This is a genomic window from Stenotrophomonas sp. ASS1 (assembly GCF_004346925.1).
Lineage (GTDB): Bacteria > Pseudomonadota > Gammaproteobacteria > Xanthomonadales > Xanthomonadaceae > Stenotrophomonas > Stenotrophomonas maltophilia_A.
On sequence record NZ_CP031167.1, the window covers coordinates 3,355,430 to 3,376,840 of the forward strand.

Here is a 21,411-nt window from a genome sequence, read left to right on the forward strand (position 1 = left end):
CGGCCGGCATGGGGCCGGCCGGATGGGTACAGCAGGTGGATCAGACGCGCTTGTCGATGGCGACGAAGTCGCGGTCTTCCGGACCGATGTAGTTGGCGCTCGGGCGAATGATCTTGCCGTCGATGCGCTGCTCGACGATGTGCGCGCTCCAGCCGGCGGTGCGGGCGATCACGAACAGCGGGGTGAACATCGCGGTCGGCACGCCCATCATGTGGTAGCTGACGGCACTGAACCAGTCCAGGTTCGGGAACATCTTCTTGATGTCCCACATCACCGATTCCAGGCGCTCGGCGATGTCGTACATCTTCATGCTGGACTGTTCTTCAGACAGCTCGCGGGCCACGTCCTTGATCACCTTGTTGCGCGGATCGGAGACGGTGTAGACCGGGTGGCCGAAACCGATCACCACTTCCTTGCGCTCGACGCGGGCCTTGATGTCTTCCTCGGCTTCATCCGGGTTGTCGTAGCGCTTCTGCACTTCGAACGCCACTTCGTTGGCGCCGCCGTGCTTCGGGCCGCGCAGCGCGCCGATGCCACCGCAGATCGCGCTGTACATGTCGCTGCCGGTACCGGCGATGACGCGGCAGGTGAAGGTCGAGGCGTTGAACTCGTGCTCGGCGTACAGGATCAGCGAGGTGTGCATCGCCTTCACCCACGATTCCTGCGGCTTCTCGCCGTGCAGCAGGTGCAGGAAGTGGCCACCGATCGAGTCATCGTCGGTTTCCACGTCGATGGCGCGGCCGTTGTGGCTCCAGTGGTACCAGTACAGCAGCATCGAACCGAGGCAGGCCATCAGCTTGTCGGCGATGTCGCGCGCGCCCGGATGGTTGTGGTCGTCCTTCTCCGGCGCCACGCAGCCGAGCACGGACACGCCGGTGCGCATCACGTCCATCGGGTGCGCCGACGGCGGCAGTTCTTCCAGCGCCGCCTTCACCGCGGCCGGGATGCCACGCAGCGACTTCAGCTTGGCCTTGTACGAAACCAGCTCGGCGCGGGTCGGCAGCTTGCCGTGCACCAGCAGATAGGCGATTTCCTCGAACTCGCTGGTGTTGGCCAGGTCCAGGATGTCGTAGCCACGGTAGTGCAGATCGTTGCCACTACGGCCCACGCTGCACAGCGCGGTGTTGCCGGCGGCGGTGCCGGACAGGGCGACGGACTTCTTCGGCTTGAAGGTCGGGGTTGCGGTCGTATCGTTCATGTTTCCCTCCGAAAACTTGATGGTGCAGGGTACTGCTTATTTCTTGGCGGCGAACAGTGCATCGAGCTGCTGCTCGAAGGCGTGGTAGCCGATGCGGTCGTAGAGTTCTTCGCGGGTCTGCATGGTCTCCACCACATTGCGCTGGTGGCCATCGCGGCGCACCGCCTGGTAGACGTTCTCGGCAGCCTTGTTGGCGGCGCGGAAGGCAGACAGCGGGAACAGCTGGATGGCGACGCCGGCCGAGGCCAGTTCATCGCGGCTGAACAGCGGGGTGGCACCGAATTCGGTGATGTTGGCCAGCACCGGTACCTTCACCGCGTCGACGAAGCGGCGGTAGGTGTCCAGGTCGTAGGCGGCCTCGGCGAAGATGCCGTCGGCACCCGCCTCAACGCAGGCGATGGCGCGCTCGATGGCCTTGTCCACGCCGTCCACCTGGATGGCGTCGGTGCGCGCGATCAGGAAGAAGTCCGGATCAGTCTTGGCATCGGCAGCCGCCTTCACGCGGTCGACCATTTCACCCTGCGAGACGATCTCCTTGCCGGGGCGGTGACCGCAGCGCTTGGCGCCGACCTGGTCCTCGATGTGGCAGGCGGCCGCGCCGGCCTTGATCAGCGACTTCACGGTGCGCGCGATGTTGAACGCGCTCGGGCCGAAGCCGGTGTCGATGTCGACCATCAGCGGCAGGTCGCAGACATCGGTGATGCGGCGCACGTCCACCAGCACGTCTTCCAGGGTATTGATGCCCAGGTCCGGCAGGCCCAGCGAGCCTGCGGCAACGCCGCCGCCGGACAGGTAGATGGCACGGAAGCCGGCGCGCTTGGCCAGCAGGGCATGGTTGGCGTTGATCGCGCCGATCACCTGCAGCGGCGACTCGGCAGCCAGCGCCTCACGGAAACGGGCACCGGCGGAGAAAGGGGCGGAAGCAGTCATGCGGCAATCCAGGTTGAAGAACGGATGGGTAGGCGCAAGCACCATGCCAAGCTGCAAGCCGTTGATTTCACGGACATGACCGTCACTCAATAGTGAAACATATGAAACACTGAAACAGATGTATCATGAAACACTTCGCCCGAACCCGCCGCCATGTACCTGCCCCGCTCACCCCTGCGCCATTCCGATACCGACCCCGGCCGCCCGGTGATCTGGACGGTCAGCGTCTCGCGGCTGACCGGCCTGCTCGGCGACGTCATTCCCGAGTTCGACCGCCGCGCGCGCATCGAACAGATCAACCTCGGCTTCGAGGAAGCGGTGGATGTGATCGGCCAGCGCCTGCGTCGCGAGCACTGCGATGTGGTGATCGCCGGTGGCTCCAACGCCGCCTGGCTGCGCGGCCGGCTGGAGCTGCCGCTGGTGCCGATCCAGGCCAACGGCTTCGATCTGATGGAAGCACTGGCGCGCGCGCGACGCATCGCCAGCCGCATCGGCCTGGTCACCCACGCCAGCGACGTGCCGGTGTTCAGCAACTTCCAGCAGAGTTTCGGCCTGGATATCGAGCATCGGCGTTTCGTCACCCGCGAGGATGCGCGCGACTGCATCGCCGATCTGCGCGCCAACGGCATCGAAGTGATCGTCGGCACCGGCATGGCCATCGACCACGCCGAACAGGCCGGCCTGCCCGGCGTGCTGCTGTACTCCGCCGACTCGGTGCGGCAGGCGTTCGAACATGCGCTGGAACTGATCCAGACCTTGGCACGTTCCGGCAGCAACCGCCCTGCCCCACGCCGGCGCCCGGCAGCGCGCGCCGATGCGCATGAACTGCTCGGCGACAGCGACGCGATGGCGCGGGTGCGCGCGCAGATCGCGCTCTACGCCCCACATGACAGCACCGTGCTGGTCAGCGGCGAAACCGGCACCGGCAAGGAACTGGTGGCGCGCCAGCTGCACGCCGCCAGCGGTCGTCGCGGACGCTTCGTGGCACTGAACTGCGGCGCGATCAGCGAATCGCTGCTGGAGGCGGAACTGTTCGGCTATAGCGATGGCGCCTTCACCGGCGCACGCCGTGGCGGCCGTGTCGGCCTGGTCGAAGCCGCAGACGGCGGGACGCTGTTCCTGGACGAGATCGGCGAACTGCCGCTACCGCTGCAGACCCGCCTGCTGCGGGTGCTGGAAGAACGCGAGGTACTGCGTGTCGGCGCCACCGAACCGACCCCGGTGGACCTGCGCGTGGTGGCCGCCACCCTGCAGTCGCTGGAACAGCGCGCGGCAGCCGGCAGCTTCCGGCGCGACTTGTATTACCGCTTGGCCGCACTGCGCATTGCCCTGCCGCCGCTGCGCGCGCGGCGCAGTGATATCCCGCTGCTGGCGCAGCACTTCTTCCGTCAACTGCGCGGCATCGACGCGCCACTGGATGAGGACGCACTGGCGGTGCTGACCACCGCCGAGTGGCCCGGCAACGTGCGTGAGCTGCGTAATCTGATTGATCGTCTGCGCATCCACTGGCAGCCGGGCGAAGGGCTGATCGATGCGGCGCGACTGCTGCAGCTGGCGCCCGAACTGGTGAACGAGGGCGTTGCAGCATTGCCGGTGGAAAGCAACGGCAAGCGCCCACCGCGTGCGCAGTTGGAAACGCTGCTGCAGGAACATCGCAATGATCGCGAGGGGATGGCGCAGGCGCTGGGCGTTTCACGCACCACGCTGTGGCGCTGGCTGCGCGCGGAGGGGTTGTAACCACTCGTTGCCTGGTGGGTGCGAACCTTGGTTCGCACCGCTCTTCCGTCAAGCATCTCATCCACGCATGGCGTGGATCTACCTGGCCAGCAGCAGCTCGATTTCCTCCACCTGCACCACCGGCACCTGCCACGGGTGATGCGGCACGATGCCCTGTTCGAAGATGCGCTGCAGCCGCTGCGGATTCCGAGGCAGGCAGAATTCCAGGCGCACGCTGTCGACCACTTCGGTGCGGCCCGCCTCACCATGCACGGGCGACGCACCCACGCGCGGGCGGAACTGCTCGAACCCCGGCGCCGACCACCACATCCCGTGCTCGTAGTCGCCGGCCGCCAGCGCGTCCACCGCGAGGATGCCCTGCTTCACTGCATCCAGTGCTGCCGACGGCACGAACACCACCACACGGTACAGCGGCAGGCGTTGCATCAGGTTGCCTTACGGATACAGCAGGCGCTTGCTCCAGCGCCCTTCGGCACCGGCTTCATAGCACCAGCGTTCGTGCAGGCGGAACTGCGCGCCGTACCAGAACTCGATGCGATCGGGCACCACCCGCAGGCCACTCCAGCCGTCCGGGCGCGGCACGTCCTTGCCCTCGAAGCGGGCTTCGATCTCGGCCACGCGTGCGTCGAATTCCTCGCGCGTCGCCAGCGTCTTCGACTGCTGCGAGGCCCAGGCGCCGATCTGGCTCATGCGCGGGCGGCTGGCGAAATAGGCGTCGGCCTCGGCATCGGCGACCTGCTCGACGCGGCCTTCAATGCGCACCTGGATGCCCGCCTCGCGCAGGCTGCGCCACAGGAACAACAGCGCGGCCTGCGGATTGGCCTGCAGCTCCTGGCCCTTGTGGCTGTCCAGGTGGGTGTAGAAGACGAAGCCACGCTCGTCGAACGCCTTCAGCAGCACGGTGCGCGCCGACGGGCGGCCCTGCGTATCGGCAGTGGCCACGGTCATCGCGTTCGGCTCGACTTCGCGGCTCTGCTTGGCCTCGTCGAACAGGCCGGCAAACGTGGACAGGGCTTCGGCGTACAGGTCGCTCATGATTGCGTTCTTCTCACACGGATTGGGCTATTGTGGCTGCATGGCCGCTGCTGCGTATATGCCCCAGGTGAAAGGATTCCCCGAAACATTGGCCGAACAGGCGCTGGATGATGCGCTGGGCAGCGGCGCAGCGGTTCCAGTATTGGCGATCAGCGGCCTGCAGGGGAGCGGCAAATCGACGCTGGCCGCGCAGGTGGTGGCGCGCGCCCAGGCACGCGGCCTGAACGCGGCCACGCTGTCGATCGATGACGTCTACCTCACCCGTGCGCAGCGCCAGCGACTGGCCCGCCAGGTGCATCCGCTGCTGATCACCCGCGGGCCGCCCGGCACCCACGACCTGCCGCTGGCCCACGCCGTGCTGGACGCGGTGGCCGCACGCCAGCCTTTCGCGATGCCACGATTCGACAAGCTGGCCGATGAACGCCTGCCCGAGGCTCAGTGGCCGCAGCTGCAGCAGCCATTGGACCTGCTGGTGTTCGAAGGCTGGTTCCTCGGCACACCGGCGCAGGATGACAACGCATTGGACAGCCCGCTGAACGCACTGGAGCGCGAGGCCGACGCCGATGGCCGTTGGCGCCGCTGGTGCAACCAGGCGCTGGCCCGCGACTACCCGGCGTTGTGGCAGCGCTGCGACCGCCTGTGGTTCCTGCAGCCGCCGGATTTCTCGGTGGTACCGCGCTGGCGCTGGCAGCAGGAGCAGAACCTGCAGGCCGCGCAGCCGGGCCGGCACGGCATGAGCCGGCCTCAGCTGGAACGCTTCGTGCAGTACTACGAGCGGGTCAGCCGGCAGGCACTGCGCGCCCTGCCCGCCCTGGCCGACCACGTGGTGGTGCTGGACGGCCAGCGCCAGGTGCAGGCGGTGCGCTGAGGGCGCCTATTCCACCAGGAAGGTTACACGCAGGTTGACCCGCCATTCGGTGATTTCGCCGCTGCCATTGGTGACCACCTTGGTCTCGTTCACCCAGGCGCCCTGGATGCCCTTGACCGTCTCGGAAACCTTCTTCAGCCCGCTGCGCACGGCGTCTTCCACGCTTTTGGGCGAGGAGGCGGTGATTTCGATGACCTTGGCGACCGTCATGGCCTGTACTCCGGCTGGCGCGGGAGACCCCGCAGGAACGCCTAGCCTGACGTGAAGAACGTAAAGGCAAGGGCACGGAGGTGTTAGCATCAGAGGGCATGAATCCTGCTCCGAACCTGATCCTGATCGGCCCGATGGGCGCCGGCAAAACCTGCATCGGCCGCCGCCTGGCCGAGCGCTTCACGCTGGACTTCGTCGATGTCGACCAGGCCATCGTTGATGCCGCCGGCGCCAGCATCCCGACCATCTTCGAGCACTCGGGTGAAACCGGCTTCCGCAGCCATGAGCGCGAAGCCTTGGCCCGTGTGCTGGAAGGCCGCGGCCAGCTGGTCTCCACCGGTGGCGGCGCCGTACTGGATCCGGACAACCGTGCGCTGATCGCCCAGCGCGGCTTCGTGGTCTACCTGCGGGTCAGCGTTGCCGCGCAGCTGGAACGCCTGGCCCGCGACAAAGGCAGGCCACTGCTGCAGCGCCCGGACCGCGAGCAGGTGCTGCACGATCTGGCTGCTCACCGCGACCCGCTGTACCGCGAGCTGGCCGACCTCACCCTCGATACCGACCCGTACACCGCTGCCGACGCGACCGCCCACCTGGTGGTCAAGCTGGCCACGCAATGGCAGCGCCAGGACCTGACCGCATGACTTCCCCCGCCCTGCTGCAGGTCGCCGTTGGCGGCGACCGCCCCTACTCCATCACCATCGGCGCTGGTGCCCAGACCGACGGCACCGCGTTGGCCTCGCATGTGCGCGGCCGCCACGTGCTGCTGCTCAGCGACAGCGAAGTCGCCCCGCGCTATCTGGCATCGGTCAAACAGACGCTGCTGGCCGCACGCGCGGACCTGATCATCGGCGAGCACGTGCTGGCTGCCGGCGAAGCCTCCAAGACCCTGGCCGAGTTCGGCCGCGCGATCGAAGCACTGGCCGCGCTCGGTGCCACCCGCGACGCCTGCGTGTTCGCCCTCGGCGGCGGCGTGGTCGGTGACCTTGCCGGTTTCGCTGCCGCCTGCTGGATGCGCGGGGTGGACTGCGTGCAGCTGCCGACCACCCTGTTGGCGATGGTCGATTCGTCCGTGGGCGGCAAGACCGCGGTCGACATTCCGGCCGGCAAGAACCTGGTCGGCGCGTTCCATCCGCCGCGCGCGGTCATTGCCGATACCCGCGTGCTGGCCACCCTGCCACCGCGCGAGCTGCGCGCCGGCCTGGCCGAAGTGGTGAAGTACGGCGCGCTGGGCGATGCAGTGTTCTTCGAATGGCTGCAGCAGCATGCCGATGCGCTGCTGGCCGGCGAAGACAACGTGCTTTCTGAAGCCATCGCGCGCAGTTGCCGGCACAAGGCCGCCATCGTCGAGCGCGATCCGTTCGAGAAGGGGGAACGTGCCCTGCTCAACCTGGGACACACCTTCGGCCACGCCATCGAGACCGAACAGGGCTACTCCGCCCCCGGCCGCGATGCGCTGAACCATGGCGAGGCGGTGGCGGTGGGCATGGTGCTGGCGGCGAAGCTGTCCACCGACCTGGGCCTGGCCGACGATGCCGACCGTGCGCGCCTGCAGGCCCTGCTGGAACGCCTCGGCCTGCCGGTGGCGATCCCCGCAGGACTGGATCCGCAGGCCCTGCTCGGCCGCATGCGGCTGGACAAGAAGAACGTGGCCGGCCGCCTGCGCCTGGTGCTGTGGCGTGGCATGGGCCGCGCCGAAGTGGTGCCGGACGTGGATGAGGCAGCGGTGCTGAAGGTGCTGTCGGTCCGGTAGTGCCGGCCGCTGGCCGGCAATCCTGCCGCGCAGCCTGGTAGTGCCGGCCGCTGACCGGCTTCCCCGCTCATGACGTTGCCGGCCAACGGCCGGTACGACCGCGTTGCGGCCGGGGTCACCCTGGCCCCGCTACAATCGGCGCCATGCACGTCTACCTGCAACATCCCGACGCCGGTGCGCAGGCACCGCGCTTCCTGCGCCTGAGCCTGCAGCCGGATCTGTTCGGCGGCTGGGAACTGCTGCGCGAGAGCGGCCGCGTCGGCAGCCGCTCGCAGCTGCGGCGCGAGCTGTTCCTGCAGGCCGACGAAGCCCGCCATGCCTTCGAGAAGGCCCGCGATGCCGAACTGCATCGCGGCTTCCAGATCCTTTCGCACGGCGACTGACGCCGCTGCCAACTTTCGTCCAAGGAATGCCCATCGTGACCAGCCCTCTCCGCAACGATCGCCTGCTGCGCGCCCTGCGCCGCGAACCGGTGGACTGCACCCCCGTCTGGCTGATGCGCCAGGCCGGCCGCTACCTGCCGGAGTACCGCGCAACCCGGGCCAAGGCCGGCAGCTTCCTGGCCATGGCCAAGAACCCGGAGATCGCCTGCGAAGTCACGCTGCAGCCGCTGCGCCGCTTCCCGCTGGACGCCGCCATCCTGTTCTCGGACATCCTCACCATTCCCGATGCGATGGGCCTGGAGCTCTACTTCGTCGAAGGCGAAGGCCCCAAGTTCCGCCACCCGGTACGAGATGAAGCGGCCATCGCCAGGCTGGCGGTGCCGGACATGGAACAGGACCTGGGCTATGTGATGGACGCGGTGCGCCTGATCCGTCGCGAGCTGGACGGCCAGGTGCCGCTGATCGGTTTCTCCGGCAGCCCGTGGACGCTGGCCTGCTACATGGTGGAAGGCGGCGGCAGCAAGGACTTCGCGCGGATCAAGGCGATGGCACTGAACCATCCGCAGGCCCTGCACCGCCTGCTGGAGGTCACCACCGAGGCGGTGATCGCCTATCTCGGCGCGCAGCGCGCGGCCGGTGCACAGGCGCTGCAGGTATTCGATACCTGGGGTGGCGTGCTGTCGCCGTCGATGTACCGCGAGTTCTCGCTGCGCTACCTGCAGCGGATTGCCGAGGGCCTGGAGCGCGGCGAAGGCAACGAGCGCACCCCGCTGATCCTGTTCGGCAAGGGCACCGGCCTGCATCTGGAAGCGCTGTCGCAGACCGGTGCCGATGCGCTGGGCCTGGACTGGACGCTGGATCTGGACGAGGCGATGCGCCGCACCGGCGGCCGCGTCGCCCTGCAGGGCAACCTCGACCCGACCACCCTGTACGCCTCGCCGGATGCGATCGCCGCCGCAGCAGCACGCGTGCTCGACACCTATGCCGCCGGCAACGGTGGTTCGCGCGAGGGCCATGTGTTCAACCTCGGCCACGGCATGTCGCCGGACATGGACCCGGCGCACGTGCAGGTGCTGGTCGACGCGGTGCACGCGCACAGCCAGCGCTGAGCATTGCGCATGCGGTTGCGGCGCGATGTTGATCGCGCCGTGACCCGCAGTGCGCGATCATGACGACCCCCACGCTGCACCGGCCACACCCCATGTCCACATCGCCATCGACCTACACCCGCCAGCGCCCCCTGCTGTGGCTGGTTTCGTTGGCGATCTTCATGCAGATGCTGGACTCGACCATCGTCAACACGGCCTTGCCGGCGATGGCGGCCAGCCTGGGCGAAAGCCCGCTGCAGATGCAGTCGGTGGTGTTCAGCTACGCATTGGCGGTAGCCACCTTCATTCCCGCCTCAGGATGGATCGCCGACCGCTACGGCACGCGTCGTACCTTCCTGGTAGCGATCATCCTGTTCACCCTCGGCTCGCTGGCCTGCGCGCTGGCCCAGCACCTGCACCAGCTGGTTGGGGCACGTGTGCTGCAGGGTATCGGCGGTGCGATGCTGCTGCCGGTCGGCCGCCTGGCAGTGATGCGTTCGGTGCCACGCGAGGACTTCCTGCGCGCGATGAGCTTCATCGCCATCCCCGCGCTGGTCGGCCCGTTGATCGGCCCGACGTTGGGTGGCTGGCTGGTCGAGATCGCGTCGTGGCACTGGGTGTTCCTGATCAACCTGCCGATCGGCGTGATCGGTTTCATCGCCGCGATGAAGATCATGCCCGACCACTACGCCAGCCATCGCACCCGTTTCGACCTGCGCGGCTACATCATGCTGGCCTTTGCGATGGTGGTGCTGTCGCTGGCGCTGGACGGCATCTCCGGGCTCGGAACGCCACATGCGCTGGTGATGCTGATGACCGTGGCCGGCCTGGCCGCACTGGTCGGTTACTGGCTGCATGCCGCCAACTCCACCGCGCCGTTGTTCTCGCTGGCCCTGTTCCGCGTGCCCAGCTACCGCATCGGCATCCTTGGCAACCTGTTCTCGCGCATCGGCAGCAGCGCCATGCCGATGCTGATCCCGCTGCTGCTGCAGGTCGGCCTGGGCCTTGGCCCGATGAACGCCGGCCTGATGATGGTGCCGGTGGCGGCGGCCGGCATGGTGTCGAAGAAGCTGGCGGTGAAGCTGGTCGAGCGCTACGGCTACCGCCGCGTGCTGATGGTCAACACCGTGCTGGTGGGCCTGGCGATGGCCAGCTTCATCCTGATGACACCCGGCCAGCACCTGGCCTGGCGCCTGCTGCAGCTGGCGTTCTTCGGCGCGGTCAATTCACTGCAGTTCACCGTGATGAACACCGTGACGCTGCGGGATCTGGATCGCGAGTTCGCCAGTTCCGGCAACAGCCTGCTGTCGATGGTGATGATGCTCGCCGCCGGTTTCGGTGCCGCGGCGGCCGGCAGCCTGCTGGCCGCGTTCGGCAATCACCTGGACAGCAACAGCGCCACCGCGGCACTGCATGCGACGTTCCTGTGCGTGGGCGCGATCACTCTGACCTCGACGATGATCTTCTGGCAGCTGCCGGACACCAAGCCGGAGCCACGGCAGGTCGAGCACGTCGCGGAGTGAGGGGGTTCGGCAGGGTTGCACCCTGCACCCGCAGAGGCCCAACCCGAAGCAACAGCAACAGCAACAGCAACAGCGAGCATTCCGTGGGATGGCGGGGCAGTGTGGGCTTGCAGGACACGCCGTAAACCCGTCCATGAAGTGACCCCCGAGACTTGGACGGGGTCAGGCGGCCGATTGGGCCTGCTCCCGGTACTTTACCGGGCTCAGACCTTTCAGTTTCAGTTTGATGCGTTCTTCGTTGTAGTACTGGATGTATTCCACCAGCCCAGCCTCCAGACTCTCGAGGCTGTCAAAGCTGTTCAGGTAGAAGAATTCCGACTTCAGCGTTCCAAAGAAGCTCTCCATCGCCGCATTGTCCAGGCAGTTGCCGCGCCGGGACATGCTTTGCTTCAACGAGTGCTTTTCCAGCATGTGCCGGTAGTTTTCATGCTGGTACTGCCAGCCCTGGTCGGAGTGGATCATGGGGCGCTCATCCGGGGAAAGCTTCTTGATGGCCTCCTCCAGCATTTGACCCACCAGATCAAATACGGGCCGACGCTTGATCTGATAAGCCACGATTTCGCCGTTGTAGAGGTCCATGATCGGCGACAGGTATAGCTTCATGCCCTGCACCTTGAACTCGGTCACGTCAGTCACCCACTTCTGGTTGGGCCGCTCGGCATGGAACTGGCGATTGAGGTCATTGCCAACCACAACATTGGCCGCCCCCTTGAAGGCCTGGTAGCGCTTCACACGCACCCGCGATTTCAGCCCCATCTCCCCCATCAGGCGCTGAACCCGCTTGTGATTGGTCCGATGACCCTGATTGGCTAATTCCAGCGTCACCGTGCGATAGCCATAGCGCCCTTGGCTTTGATCGTAGATTGCACGGATGCGCTCGCACAGGGCTGCCTCATCCTGATCCGGATGGGCCAGGACATGGTTCTGGTAATAGAACGTACTGCGTGACAGCTCAGCTGCTTCGAGCAGAAGCGACAGCGTATGAACCTGCCTCAATCCTTGGACGGCTTGCGCTTTGCGTCCTGCGCCGCCTGCTCTTCCCGGATCAAGGCATCGAGTTTTTTTAGGTAGTCGGTCTCCGCACGCAGATAGGCGACTTCCTTGAGCAGCTCATCGCGGCTCATATCTTCAGGCGGCTTGGACGAACGGGTCTTCTTCATCGGCTTTCGGGGCGGCGGCGGAGGGGGTGCCAACGCTTGGGCACCGCCTTGAGCATACAGGCGCCGCCATCGCCCCACCGCGCCGGCATCGCCAATTTGAAAGTAGGTGGTGGCCTCGCGCCCGGACAGGCCGTCCTGGCTCATCTTCTCCAGGACAGCCAGCTTGAACGGGAGGTCATAGGACCGGGCCTGGCGATGAAATCCCCGCCAACCATGCAGCCGATAGGTCGCCACCCAGCGCCTGACCGTGGAGAACTCCAGGCCGTGGCGACGGGCAATGGCTTTGACCGATGTGGAGGTCTTGCAGGCCTCTTTGGCGACCTGCAGTTTGAAACGCGCGTCGTATTTGTTCATGTATCCCTCGGGGTTGGATCTAGCGTCCAACTCCCGGGGGTCACTTCACCATGGGGGCTCGATGGCGCCATCCATGGCGCCAACGGTCCTGCAAGCCCACACCGCCCCACCTCTGACAGGTTCACGCGGCTGTGGGTAACGGCGACTGTTGGAACGCGCGGTTGTTGGTAGGTGTCGACCTTGGTCGACACATCTGTCAGATATCGAATTCCAGATTGGGGTCAGAGCCCGTTGCGCGCCAACGGGATCCGACCCCGTGCTCCGACAGATCGCGGAAAACTGTCGAAGGCGGGGAGGGTCCGGTTGCGGGGGCGTGAGCCGCATGGGCCCGAGGCATGCCTCGGGCGAGTTGGGCAGGAGGCCCAACCCCGGTCTTGCCGTGTGCGCAGGACAGCGCACACGAGCAAGCGGCGACCGAGCTTACATGGGTGAGGGCGCTTTGCTTGCGAAGCACCGCTTCGCAAGCGCCCGAACGCACAGCCGCCAGCGGCTGGGCCGGGCCCCGGAGGGGGACTTGCAGCGTCCCCCGCAACCGGACCCACCCCGCCATCCCACGGATTGCACGCTTTTGACGTTGACGTTGCTTCTGCAGGTGCAGGGCTGCAAGCCCTGCAATAATCCCTACCTTCCCATCACCCGGGCGATCGCTTCCACCAGCAGTTCCCCGGTCACCGGCTTGCGCAGGAAGCCACCGATGCCGGCCGCCTCCACCTGCTGCTGCAGGTCCGGGTCGGTACGTGCGGTCACCGCCAGCAGTGGCAGCATGTAGCCCTGGTTGCGCAGATGCTGGGCCAGCTCGAAGCCGCTCAGGCCCGGCAGGTCGAGATCCAGCAGGCCGACGTCGAAATCACCGGCACTGATCTCACGCAGTGCCGCCAGCGCATGGCCCGCATGTACCACCTCGTGCCCGCGCGCACTCAGCAGCCCGCGCACCACATCGGCCACAGTCGCGTCGTCCTCCACCAGCAGTACCCGCAATGGCGGCATGTTGGCCGCGTCCTCGCGGTGCGTTTCACCATCTGCTTCGGCATCGGCATCGACCACCATCGGCAACGGCAACGTCACGCCGAAGCAGGTGCCGCGACCGAGCTGGCTCTCCACCTGGATCCGCCCCTGCATCGCATGCGCCAGTTCGCGGCAGATCGCCAGGCCCAGGCCACTGCCGCCGTACTGCGCCGCGGTACGTGCACCATCGGCCTGCTCGAAGCGGCGGAACAGGCGTTGCTGTTGCTCCTGGCTGATGCCGGGGCCGGTGTCGCGCACTTCGAAATGCAGCGATCGCAGCTCGGCGTCGCTGCGCGCGTGCAGGGTGATGGTGCCGCGGCTGGTGAACTTGACCGCATTCGAAAGCAGGTTCAGCAGGATCTGCCGTACCCGCATCGAGTCGCCGGTGGCCTGCAGGCCGGGCGGCAACTGGTTGTCGAGGGTGAAGCGCAGGCCCTTCTGTGCAGCCAACGGGCCCATCAGCGCCGCCAGGTCCTGCAGCAGGCAGCTCAGCGCGAACGGCTTGGACTGCAACTCCAGACGGCCCGATTCGATCCGCGCCAGGTCCAGCGCATCGTTGACCAGATGCAGCAGGTGCTCGCCGGCGTGGCGGATTGATTGTGTATAGCCGCGCTGCTGCGGATCCAGCGGTGAGGACAGCAGCAGCTCGCTCATGCCGAGCACACCGGTCATCGGCGTGCGGATCTCATGACCAAGGTTGGCCAGGAAGCGGGTCTTGGCCGCCGACGCCTGCTCGGCCAGCTCCTGCTTGTGCAGCGCCAGCTGATAGGCGTGGCGACGCTGCAGGCGCCGACGGTACAGCCAGGCGAACCAGCTGGTCAGCAGCAGCGCGAACGAGGCCAGCACCAGCAGGCCAGACAGGCTGCGCCACCACGGTGGCTGCACGCGGAATTCCAGGCTCTGCACCCGTGACCAGACATGGTCGGCCGACCGCGCCTGCACTTCCAGCCGATAGCTGCCCGGTGCCAGCCGCGAGAACAGGCGCTCACCGGCCGGTCCCACTTCCACCCAGTCCGGGTCATAGCCGGCCAACCGGTAACGATAGGTATTGGACGCCGAATCGGCGAACGACAACAGGCGCGCGACGATGCGCAGATCGCGGTCGCCATCGGCGATCTGCAACGGCGTGTCGTGGGTGAGGTCCAGCACCTGCTCGTTGCGGCGCACCTCCACCCGCTCGATCACCAGCGGCGCACGCCGCATCGAGGGCCGCACCTGCTCCGGGTCGAACACCACCACACCGGACGGCGTACCCGCCACCAGATGGCCGTCTCCCGACATCACCAGCGTGTGCTCGCGGAATTCCTGGCTCGGCAGGCCGTCATGCACGCCATACAGGCGCACGCTCTGGCCATCGGCGCCGATGCGCACCAGGCCACGCGCGCTGGTTGCCCACGCCACCCCCTGTACATCGACCACCAGCCCCGAAGCGGAGATCGCCGGGTAGCCCTGCTCGGCACCGATCACGGCCTGCCGCTCCAGCCGGCCCTGGCTCCAGCGGTAGCGCGACAGGCGGCCATCCTCGGACAGCCAGACCTGGCCATCGCTGCCCACGTGCAGTGCATGGATCGCGGTCGCCGGTGCGCCCGGCACCGGCTGGAAGCGCTCGCTTTCCGGCAGCCACTGCAGCAGGCCTCGGCTGCTGGCCAGCCAGATATGGTCCTGCGGCCCGCATTCCACATCGAGATTGAGCTGGCCCTGCTGCAATCCGCGCTGGCCATTGTCCAGCTGGCGCCGCAGGCGCCCATCCAGATCGCGCTGCTGAAGACCCGACGGCAGCATCAGCCAGAGGCTGTCACCATCACAGGTCATCATCGATTCGATGACCCCTTCCATGGTCGCGTCGGCGCCGGCATCCCGGCCCCAGCGGCGCAGATCTCGCCGCTTCGGGTCGTAGCGCAGCAGCGCGTCGTTGGAGCCGATCCAGACCTGGCCGCGGCGATCCTCGCGCACCGAGGTCAGCCAGTGCATGCCGTTGACCCAGGTGCGGTGCTGTTCGATGCGGCCGGTCTTCGGATCGAAGCGGTCCAGCGCGCCGTGGCTGCCGACCGTCCAGATGCCGCCGTTGCTGGACGGGCTGGTACCCAGCACGAAGGCATTGCGCAGCGAGCGGGGGTCGTCCTCCAGCCGCGACAGCACCGAGAACTGCCACCAGCGCGGCAGCAGGTGCCACAGGCCGGCGTTGGTGCTGGCCAGCCAGATGCCCCCCTCGCGATCCTCGTAGGCGCCGGTCCAGTTCGGGCGTACCGGGCCACGCGCCACCGCGCTGTACAGCGGCACGGCCTGGTACTGGCCATCGACCGCGCGGCCAAGGCCGGTGCGGGTGTCCAGCCAGTGCCCGCCCTGCTCGTCGCGCAGCATCATGCCCAGCACCTGTTCGCCTTCGGGCAGCTTCCAGGACGGTGCCTCGAAACGACCATCGGGACGACGCACGATGGCACCGGCCATCGTGCTGATCCAGAGGCTGCCATCGGGCTCGGCCGTCAGGCCATTGATCAGCAGGCTGGGAACGATGCCGGCACCAACCCGTTCAAAGTCCGTGCCGGTCCAGCGCGCGACACCATGCTTGGTGCCGATCCACAGGCTGCCATCGGCCAGGGTTGCCAGATAAGGCACCGATGCGGCCGGCAGGCTGCGTGGGTTGTTCGCTTCGGGCAGGAAGCGCTGCAGCCGGTCCTGGTTGTCCAGGCGGTACAGACCACCTTCGTGGGTGCCGAACCAGACCGAACCATCCGGCGTGGTGGCCAGGCTCCAGACCGTGTTGGTGCCCATCAACGGCTGGCTGCTGCGGTCGTAGAAATGCAGCTGGCGGCGATCGGCCGACATCCGTACCAGGCCCGCGTTCTCGGTGCCGATCCAGAGTTGGTTGCGGGCATCGACCAGCACCGTCCAGATGCGGTTGTCGCGCAGGCCGTCTTCCGAACGCCAGATCCGGTAGTTGCGCCCATCGTAGCGGGCCAGACCGTCGTTGGTGGCGATCCAGAGGTAACCGTAACGATCCTCGGCCATGCGGTTCACGGTATTGGACGGCAAGCCGTCGAACACCGTCACCTGGCGCGGGCTCGGTGGCACCGGCTGCGCCGCAGCGGGCGACAGGCAGCACAGGAGGACCAGCAGCAGCATCGCCGCCCGCAGATACACCACCGATTGCCTCCTCACGCTGCTTCTGATGATTCCCGCACTACGGGCGTCGGCATGGTAAACCGAAAGTCGCGCCGTTCACGCCCGGCACTGGCGCATTCAAAGGGCGGTTTGTCGTTTTGCGCGCGCCTGGGCAATGGCAGTCACCAGCATGTCACCGGTCACCGGCTTGCGCAGGAAGCCATCGAACCCGGCCGCCAGGACCTGGGTCTCGGCGTAGGCATCGGAGCGCGCGGTGACCGCCACCAGGGGGAGTTCATAGCCCATGGTGCGCAGCTGGCGAGCGATGGCGGTGCCGTCCAGCGCGGGCAGATCGAGATCGAGCAGGCCCACGTCAAAACCATCGGTGGCAATCTCCGAAAGCGCGCCCAGGCCATGCAGCACGTGCACCACGTCGTGGCCACGGCCACGCAGCAGGCCGGCGATGACCTCGGCCACGGTCGCGTCATCTTCCACCAGCAGGATGCGCAGCGGCGGCAGCACCGGCAGCACCGGCGACTCGCCCGGCGCATTGGCGGCCTGCCGGATCCAGGGCAGCGGCAACCACACCCGGAATCGCGCGCCCTTGCCCGGCTGGCTGTCCACTTCGATGCGTCCGTTCATGGCCACGGCCAGCTCCTGGCAGATCGCCAGGCCCAACCCGCTGCCGCCATAGCGCGACGCAGTGCGCGGGCCGTCCGCCTGTTCGAAGCGATGGAACAGCCGGTCCTGCTGCTCGGCGTTGATGCCCGGGCCGGTGTCATGCACTTCGAAGCAGAGTCCGCCACCGTTCTCTTCCAGGCGCACGGCCAGGCCGACGTGCCCGCGCTCGGTGAACTTGATTGCATTGCCCAGCAGGTTGAGCAGGATCTGCCGCACGCGCATCTCGTCGCCGCTGACGCTGATCGGCCCCAGCGGATCGCCCCCACGCTGGAACCCCAGGTTGCGCTGCTTCGCCATCGGCTCCATCAACGCCTGCACCTGGTCGAGCAGGCCAGCCAGATCGAACGGGCGCAGGTCGAGCTCCAGCCGGCCGGCCTCGATGCGGGCCAGATCCAGTGCGTCATTGACCAGCCGCAGCAGGTGGCTGCCAGCCTGCTGGATCGAGCCTGCATAGCTGCGCTGCACCGCATCCAGCGGGGTGGCCAGCAGCAACTCGCTCATGCCGAGCACACCGGTCATCGGCGTGCGCACCTCATGGCCCAGCGTGGCCAGGAACCGGCTCTTGGCCTGGGAGGCCTGCTCTGCCAGTTGCTGCTTGTGCACGGTCAACTGCCATTGCTGGCGGCGGCGCAGGCGCGCACGGATCGACCACACCAGGATAAGCAGCAGCAGCGAGCCGATCAGCAGGTAGCCGAAGATCGCCATGCCGCTGCGCCACCAGGGTGGCAGCACCTTCACCTGCAACCGCTGTGAAGGCGTCCACGTGCCACTGGCCGTTGCCGCCTGGACTTCAATGACGTAGCTGCCGGTCGGCAGCCGCGACAGCGTGCGCTGGCCGTCACCGCCCTGCTCCACCCAGTTCTGGTCGTAGCCCTGCACCCGGAAGCGGTAACGGTTGCCCTGCGGATTGGCATAGGAAAGCAGTCGCGCATCGATCTGCAGATCACGATCATCCGGCCCCAGCAACAGCGTGCCGGTGGTCGGCAGCGGTTGCCAGCCACGGGCATCATCACGCCGCACGCGGACCTCGGCGATCACCAGCGACGACGGCGGCAGCACCGCATCGGCAGCATTCACATCGAACACGACCAGGCCGGTCTGGGCCACCGCGAGCACGCGACCATCGGCATTCACCGCCGGCGGCCTGCTGGTGAACTCGGCGTCGGGCAGGCCATCGCGTTCGTTGAACTGCTGCAGGCGGCGCGTCTTCGGGTCCCACCGCAGCAGGCCACGTGGCGTGGTCGCCCACAGGCGGCCGTCTTCGGCCAGCGCCAGTCCTCCCATGCTGACCGAGGGCACGCCAGCACTGCCATCGATGCGCTGGATCAGGCGGAGGCTCATGCCATCCCATTGGTAGCGTTCCAGCGCGCCCTGCCGGGCCAGCCACAGCTGCTGTGGATCCACCCACACCAGATCGTAGATCAGCCCGCGCGAAACGCCCGGCACCGCTTCGAAGCGCCCGGCCTGTTCACGCCAGATCCCCATGTCGCCCATCACCCAGGCCTTGCCCTGTGCATCAAAGCGGATCTGCTCAACCGGTGAATCGGCGGTCTTGCGGAGATCCTCCAGCGGGTAACTACGCAGCACGCGGCCATCGGCGCTGCGCTGCTGCAGGCCCAGGTTCATCACCGACAGCCAGACCGTGCCATCGGGGGCCTGCCGCATCAGATCGATACGCTGGCGCAGATCGGCTCCCCCATCGATATGCCAATCGTGCAGCGCGCGGGTGGCCGGGTCGTACACGCTGATGCGGCCGGCACGCCCCAGCCACAGGCGCCCGTCCGGCCGCGGCAGCACCGACCACACCGCCCCGCTGCCGATCTCGCGATCGCTGGCCAACAACTTCAGTACTCCCTGCGCGTCCAGCTGGTACACGCCATGCGCTGAGCCGACGTAGTAATTCCGGCCATCACTGGCTGCACTCAGCAGGTACTGGCTGTCCAGCGGCTTGCCGTCAAGCTGGTTCCAGATCGAAAACCGGCGCCAGTCCGGCGGCAGGTAGGCCAGGCCCTGGGTCAGCAGCGCCACCCACAATCCGCCCTCATGGTCCTGCATCAGATCAAGCACACCGCTCTGGGCAGTGAGGAAGCCACTGCCGCGGTCGCCGTCGAGCCGCCGCAGCGTGCTGGCATCTCCACGCAACAGGCCATCGGAGGTGCCCGCCCAGTAACCGCCCTGGCGATCGGCCAGCACCAGTGCCGAACGCAGGCGCGCACTGTCGGCCCAGCGCGGACGGCTGACCCGGTCCTGCGCGTCGATACGGTAGAGGCCGTCATTCTGGCTGCCGGCCCAGATCGAGCCATCGGGGTCGCGGCTCAGGCGCAAAACACTCAGCGCCCCCAGTTCGCGCGGCGCGACAGCCTCGAATCCAGTCCCGTTCCAGCGCGCAATGCCCGCCTCGGTGCCGATCCACAGTCGCCCCTGCGCGTCGACAAGGCTGCTGTAGATGGTATTGCTGGGCAACCCGCCAGGACGGGCCGGATCATGCTCGAAGAAGCGCAGGCTGCCGTCTTCACCGAAACGGCAGACGCCATGGCCACTGGTGCCGATCCACAGTGCATCCTCGGCGTAGGCCAGCGTCCAGAACTGGCTCATGCAGGGGCCGTTGACCGCATCAAAGGTCTTGAAGCGTTCGCGGTCGGCATCCAGGCGGGCCACGCCCTTGCCATTGATGCCGACCCAGACGCGGTCCAGGGGATCGACCAGCAGGGTCTCGATCTCGTTGCCGGGCAGCGAGCCCGGCTGCTCCGGATCATGTTCCCAGACCCGCAGGTTGCCGCCGTCATAGCGCACCAGGCCACCATCGGTGGCCGCCCAGATATGGCCCTGGCGGTCCTCGGCCAGCGCCAGCACCATGCGCGAGGGCATGCCTTCAGCTGCACCGAAACGGCGCAGGCGCGGTGTTTCCGCCATGTCGAGGGCCGTGGCCGCCGTGGCGAACGCCATCAGCAGCAGCCCCATTCCCGCGATGCCTCGGCACCACAGGCGCCAACCGCTCGTCATCCTGAACCCCCTGTCCTGTCCCGATTGTCACACAGGGCCGGGTTCATGGCTGCAACAGGCTGCTTCCACCGGTGGACCCACCACGAACTGTTGCAGCCATGCACGCAACGTTGGCAGGGGGCTGTGCGTATGATCGCAACGTCCCCCTTCCGGAGCCCGCCATCGATGCGTCCCTGCCTGGCCCTGCTGCCGATGCTGCTCGCCACCGCCCCCGCTTGGGCGGATGCAGATACCTATCGCCTCGATCCGGTGCATACGCGTGTGCTGTTCACCATCGACCACGCGGGTTACTCGCAGGCGATGGGGACGGTCTCCGGCAGTGAGGGCCGCCTGCAGTTCGATCCCGACAACTGGCGCGAGGCCACACTGGATGTCGAGGTCCCCGTGTCGCGATTGGACCTAGGTGATGCCAAATGGAACCAGGCCACGCTGGCCCGCAGCCTTCTGGATGGCGAGCGTTTCCCGAAGGCACATTTCGTCTCCAGCCGGGTCGAACCGATCGATGCCAAGCGTGCGCACGTGATCGGTACCCTGACCCTGCGCGGCGTCAGCCAGGAAGTCACCCTGGACGTGACCCTCAACGCCATCAAGCGCTACCCCCTTCCCCCGTTCCGACGCACCGCCGGTTTTTCCGCCAGCACCACGCTGAGCCGGCGCGCGTTCGGCATCACCGCCTGGCCGGGCGTCATCGGTGATGCAGTACAGCTGAGGATCGAGGCTGAAGCCACCCTCGACCGCAGCGACGCCCCGGGAACTCCCGCTCCCGTTCCGCACTCCGACCCCAAGACGGCCCGCTAGAGGACCTTTCATGACCGCCAAGAACACCCCCGCCGCCTGGGGGAGTGTCAGCCAGATCCTGCATTGGTTGATCGCACTGCTGATCCTCGCCCTGGGCGTGGTCGGCCTGACCATGGGCGAACTGCCCAAGACGCCCAAGTACTTCTGGGTCTACACCGCACACAAGTCGATCGGCATCACCGTACTGGCGCTGGTGCTGTTCCGCCTCGGCTGGCGCCTGTACGCCGGCGCCCCCAAGCCGGTGCCGGGCGTGCCCAGCTGGCAGGAGCGCATCGCAAGCGCCACCCACGTGCTGTTGTATGTGCTGATGTTCGCCATCCCGCTGTCGGGCTGGCTGTACGACTCGGCCAGTGGCCTGCGCCCGTTCCGCTGGTTCGGCCTGGTTGATGTGCCCAAGCTGAGTGGCCCGGATCCGCAGGTCGTCGCGGTGTCCCACGCCATCCACGAATACGGCTTCTGGCTGTTGATCGCGGTGGTGCTGGCCCATGCCGGCGCTGCCTTCTACCACCACCTGTTCCAGCGCGATGCAACGCTGTCCCGCATGTTGCCGCGCGGCTGGCTCGCCTCCCCTCAGAAGGACTGACCG

The 21,411-nt window shown here is 67.1% G+C and carries 17 protein-coding genes; 9 read left to right on the plus strand and 8 right to left on the minus strand.

Annotated features, from left to right (window positions below):
- Positions 1 to 40: 40 nt before the first annotated feature.
- Both prpC and prpB read right to left on the minus strand, forming a co-directional pair.
- The gene (gene prpC / locus MG068_RS15670) at positions 41 to 1,198 is read right to left on the minus strand and encodes a bifunctional 2-methylcitrate synthase/citrate synthase (protein ID WP_014038133.1); all 1,158 of its coding nucleotides are present in this window, start codon (positions 1,196 to 1,198) and stop codon (positions 41 to 43) included.
- Positions 1,199 to 1,234: 36 nt separating this feature from the next.
- Positions 1,235 to 2,128: a methylisocitrate lyase gene (gene prpB / locus MG068_RS15675; protein ID WP_005418360.1), complete on the minus strand. Its 894-nt coding sequence runs from the start codon at positions 2,126 to 2,128 to the stop codon at positions 1,235 to 1,237.
- 153 nt (positions 2,129 to 2,281) lie between these two features.
- Here prpB and prpR point away from each other — a divergent pair, with 153 nt between their 5' ends.
- Positions 2,282 to 3,865, plus strand: coding sequence for a propionate catabolism operon regulatory protein PrpR (gene prpR, locus MG068_RS15680; RefSeq protein ID WP_132810621.1), 1,584 nt, complete (start codon positions 2,282 to 2,284; stop codon positions 3,863 to 3,865).
- Between the two features lie 78 nt (positions 3,866 to 3,943).
- Here the strand turns inward: prpR and MG068_RS15685 are convergent, their stop codons facing one another.
- Positions 3,944 to 4,291, minus strand: coding sequence for a YqfO family protein (locus MG068_RS15685; protein ID WP_132810622.1), 348 nt, complete (start codon positions 4,289 to 4,291; stop codon positions 3,944 to 3,946).
- Positions 4,292 to 4,300: 9 nt separating this feature from the next.
- Positions 4,301 to 4,900 carry a pyridoxamine 5'-phosphate oxidase gene (gene pdxH, locus MG068_RS15690; RefSeq protein WP_032127805.1) on the minus strand — a complete coding sequence of 200 codons (600 nt, stop codon included), beginning with the start codon at positions 4,898 to 4,900 and terminating at the stop codon, positions 4,301 to 4,303.
- A 40-nt stretch (positions 4,901 to 4,940) separates the two neighbouring features.
- Here pdxH and MG068_RS15695 point away from each other — a divergent pair, with 40 nt between their 5' ends.
- Entirely contained in the window at positions 4,941 to 5,768 is an 828-nt protein-coding gene (locus MG068_RS15695; protein ID WP_132810623.1) for a kinase, read from the plus strand.
- Between the two features lie 6 nt (positions 5,769 to 5,774).
- On the opposite strand, the gene MG068_RS15700 is transcribed toward MG068_RS15695, so the two are convergent.
- Entirely contained in the window at positions 5,775 to 5,978 is a 204-nt protein-coding gene (locus MG068_RS15700; protein ID WP_005410663.1) for a dodecin family protein, read from the minus strand.
- A gap of 98 nt (positions 5,979 to 6,076) precedes the next feature.
- On the opposite strand from MG068_RS15700, the gene MG068_RS15705 reads away from it, so the two are divergent.
- The 5 genes from MG068_RS15705 (at position 6,077) to mdtD (ending at position 10,722) form a co-directional block, all read left to right on the plus strand.
- Positions 6,077 to 6,619, plus strand: coding sequence for a shikimate kinase (locus MG068_RS15705; protein ID WP_032127802.1), 543 nt, complete (start codon positions 6,077 to 6,079; stop codon positions 6,617 to 6,619).
- Positions 6,616 to 7,728, plus strand: a complete 1,113-nt coding sequence (aroB, locus tag MG068_RS15710; protein WP_132810624.1) for a 3-dehydroquinate synthase — start codon at positions 6,616 to 6,618, stop codon at positions 7,726 to 7,728. The genes MG068_RS15705 and aroB overlap by 4 nt, the downstream gene beginning before the upstream one ends.
- Before the next feature lie 143 nt (positions 7,729 to 7,871).
- The gene (locus MG068_RS15715) at positions 7,872 to 8,111 is read left to right on the plus strand and encodes a WGR domain-containing protein (protein WP_032127800.1); all 240 of its coding nucleotides are present in this window, start codon (positions 7,872 to 7,874) and stop codon (positions 8,109 to 8,111) included.
- 26 nt (positions 8,112 to 8,137) lie between these two features.
- Entirely contained in the window at positions 8,138 to 9,220 is a 1,083-nt protein-coding gene (hemE, locus tag MG068_RS15720) for a uroporphyrinogen decarboxylase (RefSeq protein WP_032127799.1), read from the plus strand.
- Between the two features lie 92 nt (positions 9,221 to 9,312).
- Positions 9,313 to 10,722, plus strand: coding sequence for a multidrug transporter subunit MdtD (gene mdtD, locus MG068_RS15725; protein WP_132810625.1), 1,410 nt, complete (start codon positions 9,313 to 9,315; stop codon positions 10,720 to 10,722).
- A 162-nt stretch (positions 10,723 to 10,884) separates the two neighbouring features.
- Here the strand turns inward: mdtD and MG068_RS15730 are convergent.
- From MG068_RS15730 to MG068_RS15740, 3 genes are all read right to left on the minus strand, one after another.
- A protein-coding gene (locus MG068_RS15730; RefSeq protein ID WP_132809301.1) for an IS3-like element ISStma2 family transposase occupies positions 10,885 to 12,236 on the minus strand; the annotation gives its coding sequence in 2 pieces (ribosomal slippage) (positions 10,885 to 11,789 and positions 11,789 to 12,236; 1,353 coding nt in all).
- Between the two features lie 621 nt (positions 12,237 to 12,857).
- Entirely contained in the window at positions 12,858 to 16,385 is a 3,528-nt protein-coding gene (locus tag MG068_RS15735) for a hybrid sensor histidine kinase/response regulator (RefSeq protein ID WP_132810626.1), read from the minus strand.
- Positions 16,386 to 16,481: 96 nt separating this feature from the next.
- The gene (locus MG068_RS15740; RefSeq protein ID WP_132810627.1) at positions 16,482 to 20,027 is read right to left on the minus strand and encodes a hybrid sensor histidine kinase/response regulator; all 3,546 of its coding nucleotides are present in this window, start codon (positions 20,025 to 20,027) and stop codon (positions 16,482 to 16,484) included.
- 165 nt (positions 20,028 to 20,192) lie between these two features.
- On the opposite strand from MG068_RS15740, the gene MG068_RS15745 reads away from it, so the two are divergent.
- Together MG068_RS15745 and MG068_RS15750 are read left to right on the plus strand one after the other, a co-directional pair.
- Positions 20,193 to 20,825, plus strand: coding sequence for a YceI family protein (locus tag MG068_RS15745; RefSeq protein WP_032127796.1), 633 nt, complete (start codon positions 20,193 to 20,195; stop codon positions 20,823 to 20,825).
- A 10-nt stretch (positions 20,826 to 20,835) separates the two neighbouring features.
- Positions 20,836 to 21,408 (plus strand): cytochrome b, encoded by a 573-nt coding sequence (locus MG068_RS15750; protein WP_005410672.1) that lies wholly within the window; start codon positions 20,836 to 20,838, stop codon positions 21,406 to 21,408.
- The last annotated feature ends 3 nt before the right edge of the window (positions 21,409 to 21,411 follow it).